A 12,629-nucleotide genomic window follows, 5' to 3' on the forward strand; every position below is an offset into this window, starting at 1 on the left:
GCGCCTGCGGCGCTAGGCTGCGGGAGTTGCCATCACTGCCGGGAGAGCCCCATGCGTGTGCGTGTATTGCCAGTTGCGTTGTTGAGTCTGATGGTTGCGGCCAGTGTGTCGGCGCAGACCTCGCCGATGACCCCGGACATTCCCGCCAAGGGCTTCGTGACGCCCACGGCGCAGGACAACTACGACAAGCGCGTGGTGATGGTGCCGATGCGTGACGGAACGAAACTCTACACGGTGATCGTGGTGCCCAAGGGCGCCAGGAACGCGCCGATCCTGCTGACCCGTACCCCGTACGATGCCGCCAACCGTGCCAAGCGCATGGATTCGCCGAACATGCGCGACATCCTGCCGCAGGGGGATGAGGTGTTCGTTGATGGCGGTTACATCCGGGTGTTCCAGGACATCCGCGGCAAGTACGGCTCCGAGGGCGATTATGTGATGACCCGGCCGCTGCGCGGGCCGCTCAACACCACGAAGGTGGACCACGCGACCGACGCATGGGACACCATCGATTGGCTGGTCAAGCATGTGCCCGAAAGCAACGGCAAGGTCGGCATGCTGGGCTCGTCCTATGAGGGTTTCACCGTGGTGATGGCGCTGACCAACCCGCACCCGGCATTGAAGGTGGCCGCGCCGCAGAGCCCGATGATCGATGGCTGGATGGGCGATGACTGGCTCAACTACGGTGCGTTCCGGCAGGTCAATTTCGGCTATTTCACCGGTCAGCTGGCCAAGCGCGGCAAGGGGCCGTCGATTCCCAGCGTGGGCTACGACGACTACACGACCTTCCTGCGCGCCGGCTCGGCCGGGGACTACGCCAAGGCCAATGGCCTGGATCAGTTGCCGTGGTGGCACAAGCTGATCGAACACCCCAGCTACGACGCGTTCTGGCAGGAGCAGGCGCTGGACGCGCGCATGGCCAAGACCGAGTTGAAGGTACCCACCATGTGGCTGCAGGGGCTGTGGGACCAGGAAGACATGTGGGGCGCGGTGCACAGCTATGCGGCGATGGAGCCGCGTGACACCGGCAACACACTGAACTATCTGGTGATGGGGCCGTGGCGGCACAGCCAGGTCAACTACGACGGCAGCAGCCTGGGCGCCTTGAAGTTCGACGGCGACACCGCGCTGCAGTTCCGCCGCGATGTGCTCAAGCCGTTCTTCGATCAGTACCTCGTGGATGGCGCGCCCAAGGCGCAGACGCCGCCGGTACTGATCTACAACACCGGCGAAAACCAGTGGGACAAGCTGCAGCAGTGGCCGCGCAGCGTGGCCCAATCCAGGCCGCTGTATCTGCGCGCGGGCGGCAAGCTGTCCTTCGAAGCACCGCAGGCGGGAGAGGCGACGTTCGAGGCGTATGTGTCCGATCCAGCCAAGCCGGTGCCGTTCGTGCCGCGCCCGGTGCGGTTCGCTGACCGCGATATGTGGACGAGCTGGTTGGTGAAGGATCAGCGCTTCGTGGACGGCCGGCCGGACGTGCTGACCTTCGTCAGTGAGCCCTTGACCGAGCCGCTGCGGATCGGTGGTGCGCCGCAGGTCAATCTGCAGGCGGCGACGAGTGGCAGCGACAGCGACTGGGTGGTGAAGCTGATCGATGTGTATCCCGACCAGACGCCGTCGACGCCCGAGATGGGCGGGTACGAGCTGTCGGTCTCGATGGCGATCTTCCGTGGCCGGTACCGCGAGAGCTTCAGCGACCCGAAGGCGATCGCGGGCAACCAGGTGCTGGACTATAGATTCGGTCTGCCAACGGCGAACCATGTGTTCCAGCCGGGCCATCGGGTGATGGTGCAGGTGCAGTCGAGCCTGTTCCCGCTGTATGACCGCAATCCGCAGACGTTCGTGCCGAATATCTACCTGGCCAAGCCGGGCGATTACCAGAAGGCGACGCAGCAGATCTGGCACGCACCGCAGCAGGCCAGTTTCATTTCATTGCCGGTGTACTGAGCGGACACAGCCTGCTTTCCCACGCGGCTGCGCTGGCACGCCGCATGCGGGGCCGCTCCGGTTGCATTGCATCGTCCGTGGACAGGCGGTAGCGTGCAGCTCCGCTTTCCCTGATGTGACCGATGAAAAGGATGTTCGTGGTCGGCGCGCTGATGTCGCTGGCAGGCGGCGCGCCCGCGCAGTCGTTCACCGTGCTGGGCAACAGTTTCGGCGCCGAGGCGCTGGTGTCCGTCGATGGCCGTCTGCTGGTGCCCCCCAATGGTGCGCGCATGCATCGGCTGTCCGCCGACCGCTGGATGCGCGCGCAGGGCCCCACTACGCCGCAGCAGTGGTACGACGATGCAGGACGCCTGCTGCGCGAGGACCGCGGCTACACCGAGTATCACGAACGGTTCGTGCTGCGGCAGGCCCCACCCGGTGATCCTGTGTGGGAGGCGTTCATCCAGACGGATGGTGAGGCGGTCGGTGGCCGGGGTGTGGTGGATGCGCTGGGGCAGGTGCGCCTGCCGGCACTGAAGGATGGCGAATGGCTGCCGTTGGCGGTACCCGATCGCGTGCTGTGGAACGCGCGCAGTGGTCCGCTGCGCTTCCATGACCTGCAGGGGCGCCCGGTCATGGAACTGGACGAGCGACAGGTCCAGTGGGTGGCCGGGCCCTTCGCCGGCCGCCACGTGTATGTTGCGTGCAGTGTCCAGGTGCCTGAGCACTGCGAGGTGCGGGATGAAAACGGCACGACGGTGTTTTCCGATGACATCGACGCGCTGTTGCCGGTTAGCGACGGTGGCTGGTGGCTGCGTCAGGGCGAGCTGTGGCGGCGGGTGGATGCACAGGGCAGGACGACGGACATCGCCCGCTATCGGCAGGATGGCCTGTATCCCCGCTACCGACAGTACGGCGGTACCGCAGGCCGGCGCGACTGGCCCGAGCAGGTCTATCGGCACGCTACCGGCAGCGCCGACGACACGCCTGAGCCCGGCTGGCTGATGGCCGACGGACACTTTGCCGCGCAGCGTGGCACCGTCCGCCTGGACTACTGCGGTGGCCGCTGGCAGGTGCTGGACAAGGAGGGCGCCCACCCGCCCACCGCCGCCCCGGCCGCGCTGGCAGCGGTGCTCGACGAACCCGATGCCGAACAGCGGCAGGCACCGCCGTGGCGCGTGCGCCATCCCACCCAGACCGAGACCGCAGCGGTGCTGGACTGCCATGGCGAGGTCGTGTTCGCGCCTTCAGACGTGACCCGGTTCGACGCCGTCGGCACTGGATTGCTCGGCAGGTTTGGCAGCGAATCCTCACCGCGCCTGTGGTGGGATGGACGCACGGCCTACACGGTGCCTGCCGACATGGCCATCGACGAAAACCACGTCACCCCGCCGTTGCTGTTGCTCCGGGAGCAGGCCGCCGGCGTCAAGCACCTGTACAACCTCGAGCGTGGCCGTATCGTGGGTCGTCCCGTCGACGATGTGGTGCGCATGGACGGTAGCCGGGTGGTATTCCGCCGGGACGGAAAGCTGGGCATGATGCTGGCCGATGGCAGCGAACCGGCGCCGCCGGAGAGCTTCGATATCCTGCCCTGGGGCGCGGACCGCACCTGGACGCGCCGCTATCTGGACGGGGGCGATGAGGAACTGGTCCTGCTGGATGCCAACCATCAGGTGCTGCTGCGACGACGCCTGCTGTTCAGCGGCGTGGAACTGCAGTCCACCTGGCAAGGGGACGTGGAGAGTCAGCCGCTGACGCTGTTGAATCTCGGCACCATGCGCTTTGCCGAGGGTGAGTACTTCGTCCAGCAATGGCTGGATCGCGACGGACAGGTGCTGCTCAGTGACATCAGCTGTCCGGCACCCGGCAATGGCCCGCCCTCGAAGGGGAAGGGCATCCTGCTCGGGCGCGGGTGGCGCGTGGACAGTGTGCCCACGCGCCCCTGCACGCTGCCCCGGGCGCTGCTGCCGGTGCTTGCCGGCGGCGATGTGACCGATGCGATGCGCGACCGGTGACCGCGCGCGGATCAGCCTGAAACGCTGGGGTAGTCGGTATAGCCGTGCGCACCGCCGCCGTACAGCGTGTCCTGGTCCAGGTCGGACAGCGCTACGCCGAGACGGAAGCGCTCGACCAGATCCGGGTTGGCGATGAAGGGGCGGCCGAACGCGATCATGTCGGCATAGCCCGACGCCACGGCCGCTTCCGCGCGTGCCTGGTCATAGCCGTTGTTGGCGATCCAGGCCCCCTTGAACTTGGCGCGCAGGGCGGCATAGTCGAAGGCGATGTTGTCACGCGGGCCACCGGTCGCCCCTTCGATCACATGGATGAAGGCCAGCGGGCCGATGGCATCCAGGCGTTCGACGGCGCGTTCGAACAGCGGTTGCGGGTTGGAATCGGCAGCGTCGTTGGCCGGTGTCACCGGCGACAGGCGCACACCGGTGCGGTCGGCGCCGATTTCCGAGACGATCGCGCCGACCACTTCCTCCAGCAGACGGGTGCGGTTCTCGATGCTGCCACCGTAGTCGTCGGTGCGCTGGTTACTGCCATCGCGCAGGAACTGATCGATCAGGTAGCCGTTGGCGGCATGCACTTCCACGCCGTCGAAACCGGCGGTGATCGCGTTGCGCGCGGCCTGGCGGAAGTCCTGGATCAGGCCGGGAATCTCGTCCAGGCGCAGGGCACGTGGTTCGGAGACCGCTTCAAAGCCCTTGGCCGTGAACGTTTTGGTGTTGGCACGCAGGGCACTCGGTGCCACCGGGACCTCGCCCTCGGGCAGCAGGCTGATATGCGAGATGCGGCCGACGTGCCACAGCTGCAGCACGATCTTGCCGCCGCGTGCATGCACCGCATCGGTGACCTTCTTCCAGGCGTCGATCTGGGCCTGGCTGTAGATGCCGGGCGTGTCGAGATAGCCCTGGCCCATCGGGCTGATCTGGGTGGCCTCGGCGATGATCAGGCCGGCGCTGGCGCGCTGCTCGTAGTACTGGATGGCGAGCGGATTGGGGATGCGGTCGTGGATCGCGCGGTTGCGTGTCAGCGGTGCCATCGCGACGCGGTTGGCGACGTCGATGGCCCCCAGACGGGTGGGGGAGAACAACTGGCCGTCATTGGAGTCTGTCATGGGTTTACCTTGGGGGAGGGCGACCGCCATCGGCCGCTGAAAGAAGGGAGGCAGGCGTACGACCCCGAGCATAGGCGCAGGTGCGTTGCAGCGATGGGAAGGATTGTTGCGGAGCACGCTGTGCACGTTCTGTAACGTTTTCGCGGCGTATGGTCGACGCATGGGCAGGCACTGCCCGCAGCCTTATTCCAACCCGAGGAACAACGCGATGATTGATTATCAACTCAAGGGAAAGGTCGCCATTGTCACCGGCGGCGTCTCCGGCATCGGCCTGGCCGTGGCCGAACTGCTGGCCGATTCCGGCGCGGCGGTGGCGGTCTGGGATCTCAAGGCCGATGCCGTCGAGAAGACTGCCGAGGCGCTGCGCAGGAAAGGCGTGAAGTCGATCGGCATCGCCTTGAACGTCACCGACGAGAGCGCCGTTGAAGCGGCCGTGAAGCAGACCGTCGAGGAACTCGGCGGGTTGGATATCGCAGTGAACAACGCGGGTATCGGCGGGCCGTCGGCGACCAGCGGCGACTACCCGGTGGACGGCTGGAAGAACGTCATCGACGTCAATCTCAACAGCGTGTTCCTGTGCCAGCGGGCGCAGATCCAGGCGATGCGCAGCGCGGGCAACGGCGGCAGCATCATCAACATGGCCTCGATTCTGGGCCAGGTGGGGTTCGGCAACTCCTCCGCCTACGCGGCTGCCAAGCACGGTGTGGTCGGGCTGACCCAGACGGCCGCGTGGGAACACGCCGCAGACAAGATCCGCATCAACGCCGTGGGCCCCGGGTTCATCGCCACGCCGTTGCTCGACAAGATGGACCCGAAGGTGAAGCAGGCGCTGGAGAGCAAGCACGCGCTCGGCCGGCTCGGCACGCCGGAGGAAGTCGCTGCGCTGGTGGCCTGGCTGGCCAGTGCGGACGCCAGCTTTGCGACCGGCACGTACTACGCCATCGATGGCGGGTACCTGGCGCAGTAAGCCCCGCGACGGCAGGCTCACCGGGGCCTGCCGTTGGCTTCACGGTCCTCAGACGCCCTTGTCTGCGACGCTCCGTCCATTGCCGGATGAGAGGTGCAGATGGGACTGGAACAAGATCTATCAATCCTGCTGCGGATCGCCGTGGCAATGCTGCTCGGCGCCACGCTTGGGATCGAGCGGGAGATGGGCAAGCATGCGGCCGGGCTGCGCACGCACATGCTGATCGCCGGTGCTGCCGCCCTCATTGTCGGGCTGGGTGACAGCATTGCCGAGCACTTCCAGGAAGAGCGCTACCGCGACCTGCTGCAGGTCGATCCGGTCCGTCTCATCGAAGCCGTGGTGGCCTGCGTCGGCTTTGTCGCCGCCGGTACGATCCTGCGCGGTTCGCGCGACGATCAGGTCAGCGGCCTGACCACCGCCAGCTCACTGATCATGGCCGCGGCGATCGGTATCGCGGTCGGCATCGGTGAGTACGTGATCGCTATCGGGGTGAGTGTGTTGTGCCTGATCGTGCTGGTGGTGTTCAGCCGTATCGCTAAAAAACTGGAGTCGTCATGAGCAGTGAACGTCCCTTCGAGATCCAGCGCATCGACCATGTGGTGCTGCGCGTGCAGGATCTCCCACGCGCGGTGCGCTTTTACTGCGACGTCCTGGGCTGCACGGTCGCCCGCGAGCGGCCCTCGTTGGGCATGGTGCATCTGCATGCCGGCGAATCGCTGATCGATCTGATCAGTGTCGACGGCCCGCTGGGGCGCGAAGGTGGCGCAGCACCTGGGCGGGAAGGGCGCAATGTCGAGCATGTCTGCCTGCGCGTGGAGCCGTTCGACGCCGAACAGGTGCGCGCGCATCTGCAGGGGCTGAACGTGGTCCTGAGTGGACCGGCCGAGCGCAACTACGGCGCGGAGGGTGACGGTCTGTCGCTGCGCCTGCGCGATCCGGATGGCAACTCGGTCGAGCTCAAAGGCCGCTCGAACGACTGCGGCTGCTAAGTGGTACTACCAATAGGCGGGCCTAGACCTATGGTCTAATAGGCTCGCCTTGCGTTTGGCGTTTCAATGCGGGCAGTTTCAACGACTGACATGCATGTTGGTAATACCAATTGTCGTCGTTGAGCGTTCTTGGTTCGCGCGGTGCTGACCGCGCGGACCCCTGTCCGTCTTGATGAGATCCGCCGATGCAGGCCTGGCAACAACTGTATGACCCCGCTGGCAACCTCTGGCTGTCGAGCCTGATCGCGCTGCTGCCGATCGCCTTCTTCTTCGTCGCGCTGGCCGTACTGCGCATGAAGGGGTGGCTGGCCGGCACGATCACCGTGGCGATCGCGTTGGCGGTCGCCCTGCTGTTCTACCGGATGCCGCTGTCGCAGGCATTCGCGGCGGCCGGGTATGGCTTCGTCTATGGCCTGTGGCCGATTGCCTGGATCATTCTGGGCGCGGTGTTCCTGTACAAGGTCTCGGTCAAGACCGGCCAGTTCGACATCATCCGCGCCTCGATCCTCTCGGTTACCGAAGACCAGCGCCTGCAGATGCTGATGGTCGGCTTCGCGTTCGGCGCGTTCCTGGAAGGGGCGGCCGGCTTCGGTGCGCCGGTGGCGATCACCGCCGCGCTGCTGGTCGGGTTGGGCTTCAAGCCGCTGTATGCGGCCGGCCTGTGCCTGATCGTCAACACCGCGCCGGTGGCGTTCGGCGCGATGGGCATTCCGATCATCGTGGCCGGGCAGGTGACCGGACTGGACGCCTTCGAGATCGGCCAGATGGCCGGGCGCCAGCTGCCGTTCCTGACCCTCATCGTGCTGTTCTGGATCATGGCGATCATGGATGGCTGGCGCGGTGTCAAGGAAACCTGGCCGGCGGTGCTGGTGGCCGGCGGTTCGTTCGCAATCGCCCAGTACCTGACCTCCAACTTCATCGGCCCCGAGCTGCCGGACATCACCGCCTCGCTGACCTCGCTGGTGTGCCTGACCCTGTTCCTGCGCAGGTGGAAGCCGGTGCGGATCTTCCGCTTCGATACCCAAACCAGCGCCGAAGCCGCGGCCCAGGCCCTGGAAGCGCCGCGGCATTCCACCGGCCAGATCGTCAAGGCGTGGTCGCCGTTCCTGATCCTGACCGCCATGGTCACGATCTGGAGCATCCCGCCATTCAAAGCGCTGTTCGCCGCCGGTGGCGCGCTGGAGCACTGGGTGCTGAAGATTCCGGTGCCGTCGCTGGATCAGCTGGTACAGAAGATGCCGCCGATCGTGCCGGTGCCGACCGGGTACGAGGCGATCTACAGGTTCGATGCGGTTTCGGCGACCGGCACGGCGATCATGCTGGGCGCGGTCATCGCGATCGTGCTGCTGAAGATGCGCCCGGCCGCGGCGCTGCGCACCTTCGCTGAAACCGCCAATGAACTCAAGGTCCCGATCTACTCCATCGGCATGGTGCTGGCGTTCGCCTTCATCGCCAACTACTCCGGGCTGTCGGCGACGCTGGCACTGGCCCTGGCGCACACCGGCAAGGCGTTCACCTTCTTCTCGCCGTTCCTGGGCTGGCTGGGCGTGTTCCTGACCGGGTCGGACACCTCGTCCAATGCGCTGTTCTCGGCGCTGCAGGCGACCACGGCCCAGCAGATCGGCGTGTCCGAAGTGCTGCTGGTCGCGGCCAACACCACCGGCGGGGTCACCGGCAAGATGATCTCGCCGCAGTCGATCGCGATTGCCTGCGCGGCGGTCGGCCTGGCCGGCAGGGAATCGGACCTGTTCCGCTTCACGGTCAAGCACAGCCTGATCTTCACCGTGATGGTCGGCATCCTCACCACGGTGCAGGCCTACTGGCTGACCTGGATGATTCCCTGAGCCCATGCGCGGCAGTCCGGCTACTGGCATCGACCCCATCGCCCGCCACGCGGGCGACAATGGCGGCATGAAGAACGAACGCCTGTCCGACAAGGTGGCCGCGCAGCTGCGTGGCCTGATCCGTGAGCAGAACCTGCAGCCGGGCGACCGGTTGCCGGCCGAGCGGCCACTGGCGGTGCAGCTGGGGGTCTCGCGCACCGCGCTGCGCGAAGCGATCGCGCAGCTGGCCAGCCAGGGCCTGCTGAGTGCACGGGTCGGCGGCGGTACCTACGTGAGCGAGCCGGCGGCCCGCGCCCGCCAGACCATCGATGAGCCGTTGATGCCGTACCTGCCGCTGTTCCAGGGTGACCCGGAATACCGCTTCGATGTGCTGGAGATCCGCCATGCACTGGAAGGGGCGACCGCCTGGCATGCGGCCTTGCGCGCCACCGACGAGGACCGCGCGAAGATCCGCCAGGCCTTCGACACCATGATGGCCGCGCACGGCAAGGACGACCCCGCCGGTGAGGCACGGGCCGATGCAGCCTTCCACCTGGCCATCGCCGAGGCCTCGCACAACCTGGTGCTGCTGCAGGTCATGCGCGGCCTGTTCGAACTGCTGCAGACCAACATCTCGCAGAGCCGCGAGAAGCTCTATACCTCGGCCCGCACCTTTGAGCCGCTGTCGGTCCAGCACCGCGAGATGATGGAGGGGGTGCTCTCCGGCGACCCCGAACGCGCGCGTGCCGCCGCGCACGCGCACCTGGAATTCGTGCACACGTCCCTGCGCACGCTCGACGACAACGAAGCCCGGCGCGCCCGCGCGTCGCGGCTTCCTTCTTCCCACGGTTGACCCATGATCATCTCCGCCTCCACCGATTACCGCGCAGCGGCGCAACGCCGCCTGCCGCCGTTCCTGTTCCACTACATCGATGGCGGCGCGTATGCCGAGCACACCCTGAAACGCAATGTCGCGGATCTGTCGGACATCGCGCTGCGCCAGCGCATCCTGCGCAACATGTCCGATCTGAGCCTGGAAACGACGCTGTTCGGCGAACGCCTGGCGATGCCGGTGGCGTTGGCGCCGGTCGGGCTGACCGGCATGTACGCGCGCCGCGGTGAAGTGCAGGCGGCGCGGGCGGCGGCGAGCCGGGGGATTCCGTTCACGCTGTCCACCGTCTCGGTCTGCCCGATCGAGGAAGTGGCGCCAGCGATCGACCGGCCGATGTGGTTCCAGCTGTATGTGCTCAAGGACCGCGGCTTCATGCGCAATGCGCTGGAGCGGGCCAAGGCGGCCGGCGTGACCACGCTGGTGTTCACCGTGGACATGCCGACGCCGGGCGCACGTTACCGCGATGCGCATTCGGGCATGAGTGGCCCGAACGCGCCGGCGCGGCGCATGCTGCAGGCGATGACCCACCCGCGCTGGGCGTGGGACGTCGGCCTGTTCGGCCGCCCGCATGACCTGGGCAACATCTCCACCTACCGTGGCAGCCCGACCGGCTTGGCCGATTACATCGGCTGGCTGGGCAACAACTTCGATCCGTCCATTTCGTGGAAGGACCTGGAATGGATCCGCGAGTTCTGGACCGGCCCGATGGTGATCAAGGGCATCCTCGATCCGGACGATGCGCGCGATGCGGTGCGGTTCGGCGCCGACGGCATCGTGGTCTCCAACCACGGCGGTCGCCAGCTGGACGGGGTGCTGTCCACCGCGCGGGCGCTGCCAGCGATCGCCGATGCGGTCAAGGGAGAGCTGAAGATCCTGGCTGACTCCGGCATCCGCAACGGTCTGGACGTGGTCCGCATGATTGCCCTCGGCGCAGACAGCGTGCTGCTTGGCCGGGCGTTCGTGTACGCGCTCGCGGCGCAGGGCGAGGCCGGCGTGGCCAACCTGTTGGACCTGATGGCCAAGGAAATGCGCGTGGCGATGACGCTCACCGGCGCCAGGACCATCGCCGATATCAGTGCCGATTCGCTGGTGGACGCCACGCGTCGCCTCGCGGCCGCCCCATGAACGCCGCATCCCAGGGCACGGCAGCGCTGCTGGCGCAGCTGCGCGCGATCGTCGGCGATGCACACGTGCTGTGCGGCGACAAGCCGACCCGGCGCTTCCGCAAGGGCTACCGTTTCGGCGATGGCCCCGTGCTGGCGGTGGTCCGCCCGGGCACGCTGCTGGAACAGTGGCGCGCCCTGCAGGCCATCGTGGCGGCCAACGCGATCGTGATCATGCAGGCGGCCAACACCGGCCTCACCGGCGGTTCCACGCCGGATGGTGCCGACTATGACCGTCCGGTGGTCATCCTCAACACGCTGCGCCTGACCGGCGTGCAGCTGATCAACGCGGGCCGCCAGGTGGTCTGCCTGCCCGGGGCGACGTTGGACCGGCTGGAGAAGGAACTGACGCCGCTGGGCCGCGAACCGCACTCGGTGATCGGCTCGTCGTGCATCGGTGCCTCGGTGCTGGGCGGGGTCTGCAACAACTCCGGCGGCTCGCTGGTGCGGCGCGGCCCGGCTTATACCGAGATGGCGTTGTTCGCCCAGGTCGATGCGCACGGCCAGCTGCAGCTGGTCAATCATCTCGGCATCGCGCTGGGCGACACCCCCGAGCAGATCCTGGAGCGGCTGCAGCGCGGCGACTACGTGCCGGCCGACGTGGACAACGGCAACGACCGCGCCGCCTCCGACCCGCGGTATGCCGAGCAGGTGCGCCAGGTCGATGCGGCCACGCCGGCCCGCTACAACGCCGATCCTTCCCGCCACTACGAGGCCTCCGGCTCGGCCGGCAAGCTGGCGGTGTTCGCGGTGCGGCTGGATACCTTCGCGCGCGAGCCGGCTGAGGTGTTCTACATCGGCAGCAACGCGATGGAGGATCTGACCGCGATCCGCCGCCATCTGCTGACCGCGTTCGAACGCCTGCCGATCTCCGGCGAGTACCTGCACCGCGAGGCGTATGACATCGGCGAGCGCTATGGCAAGGACACCTTCCTGCTCATCGATCGCTTCGGTACGGCCCGGGTGCCGGCCGCGTTCGCGCTGAAAAGCCGCGTCGATGGCTGGTTCGAAAGCCTGGGCCTGCGCGGGGTCACCGACCGGGTGATCCAGTGGGCGATGCGCTGCCTGCCACGCCATCTGCCCACGCGCATGGGCCAGTTCCGTGACCGTTACGAGCACCATCTGCTGCTCAAGGTCTCGGCGGAGGATGCCGCCGCAACCGGAACCTTCCTGCGCACTCACTTCGCTGATGGCGAGGGCGACTTCTTCCAGTGCACGGCCGAGGAGGGGCGCAAGGCGTTCCTGCATCGCTTCGCCGTGGCCGGCGCGGCCGTGCGTTATCGCGAAGTGCACCGCGGCGAGGTCGCAGACATCGTGGCCCTGGACGTGGCACTGCGACGCGACGACCGCCAGTGGGTGGAACACCTGCCGGCGGAACTCGACGCACGCCTGGCTGGCAAACTGTATTACGGGCACTTCCTGTGCCATGTGTTCCATCAGGACTACATCGTGCGCAAGGGCGAGGATCCGCTAGCCATCGAGCACGCGATGTGGACGCTGCTGGATGCACGCGGTGCCGAGTATCCAGCCGAACACAACGTCGGCCATCTATATCCGGCCAAGCCGCCGCTGGCGGCGTTCTATCAGCAGCTGGATCCGAGCAATACGTTCAATCCGGGCATCGGCCAGACCGCGAAGACGCGCGGATGGGGCAGCTGCGACTGCACCACCCACGGGTAGAGCCACCCCATGGGTGGCTGTGCCGGCGTATCGCGGGTTTGACGGCAGCCACCCATGGGGTGGCGCTA

At 66.9% G+C, this 12,629-nt stretch carries 10 protein-coding genes; 9 read left to right on the plus strand and 1 reads right to left on the minus strand.

What is annotated here, in order from left to right; genetic code table 11:
- Positions 1 to 51 precede the first annotated feature (51 nt).
- A complete protein-coding gene (locus tag ABE571_RS07935; RefSeq protein ID WP_346462548.1) occupies positions 52 to 1,947 on the plus strand; it encodes a CocE/NonD family hydrolase in 1,896 nt (631 codons plus the stop codon).
- Positions 1,948 to 2,069: 122 nt separating this feature from the next.
- Positions 2,070 to 3,941, plus strand: a complete 1,872-nt coding sequence (locus tag ABE571_RS07940; protein WP_346493509.1) for a hypothetical protein — start codon at positions 2,070 to 2,072, stop codon at positions 3,939 to 3,941.
- 11 nt (positions 3,942 to 3,952) lie between these two features.
- Here the strand turns inward: ABE571_RS07940 and ABE571_RS07945 are convergent, their stop codons facing one another.
- A complete protein-coding gene (locus ABE571_RS07945) occupies positions 3,953 to 5,047 on the minus strand; it encodes an alkene reductase (RefSeq protein ID WP_346493510.1) in 1,095 nt (364 codons plus the stop codon).
- Positions 5,048 to 5,255: 208 nt separating this feature from the next.
- Between ABE571_RS07945 and ABE571_RS07950 the strand changes: the two genes are divergently transcribed.
- The 7 genes from ABE571_RS07950 (at position 5,256) to dld (ending at position 12,561) form a co-directional block, all read left to right on the plus strand.
- Entirely contained in the window at positions 5,256 to 6,014 is a 759-nt protein-coding gene (locus ABE571_RS07950) for an SDR family NAD(P)-dependent oxidoreductase (RefSeq protein ID WP_346493511.1), read from the plus strand.
- Between the two features lie 99 nt (positions 6,015 to 6,113).
- Positions 6,114 to 6,572 carry an MgtC/SapB family protein gene (locus ABE571_RS07955; protein WP_313211440.1) on the plus strand — a complete coding sequence of 153 codons (459 nt, stop codon included), beginning with the start codon at positions 6,114 to 6,116 and terminating at the stop codon, positions 6,570 to 6,572.
- Positions 6,569 to 7,003 carry a VOC family protein gene (locus ABE571_RS07960; protein ID WP_313211439.1) on the plus strand — a complete coding sequence of 145 codons (435 nt, stop codon included), beginning with the start codon at positions 6,569 to 6,571 and terminating at the stop codon, positions 7,001 to 7,003. Before ABE571_RS07955 ends, ABE571_RS07960 begins: the two co-directional genes overlap by 4 nt.
- Before the next feature lie 185 nt (positions 7,004 to 7,188).
- A complete protein-coding gene (gene lldP, locus ABE571_RS07965) occupies positions 7,189 to 8,847 on the plus strand; it encodes an L-lactate permease (RefSeq protein ID WP_313211438.1) in 1,659 nt (552 codons plus the stop codon).
- 67 nt (positions 8,848 to 8,914) lie between these two features.
- A complete protein-coding gene (gene lldR, locus ABE571_RS07970; RefSeq protein ID WP_313211437.1) occupies positions 8,915 to 9,679 on the plus strand; it encodes a transcriptional regulator LldR in 765 nt (254 codons plus the stop codon).
- Positions 9,680 to 9,682: 3 nt separating this feature from the next.
- Positions 9,683 to 10,843, plus strand: a complete 1,161-nt coding sequence (lldD, locus tag ABE571_RS07975) for an FMN-dependent L-lactate dehydrogenase LldD (RefSeq protein ID WP_313218585.1) — start codon at positions 9,683 to 9,685, stop codon at positions 10,841 to 10,843.
- The gene (gene dld / locus ABE571_RS07980; protein WP_346493512.1) at positions 10,840 to 12,561 is read left to right on the plus strand and encodes a D-lactate dehydrogenase; all 1,722 of its coding nucleotides are present in this window, start codon (positions 10,840 to 10,842) and stop codon (positions 12,559 to 12,561) included. The genes lldD and dld overlap by 4 nt, the downstream gene beginning before the upstream one ends.
- The last annotated feature ends 68 nt before the right edge of the window (positions 12,562 to 12,629 follow it).

Source organism: Stenotrophomonas sp. TWI273 (assembly GCF_039674765.1).
Classification (GTDB): Bacteria; Pseudomonadota; Gammaproteobacteria; order Xanthomonadales; family Xanthomonadaceae; genus Stenotrophomonas.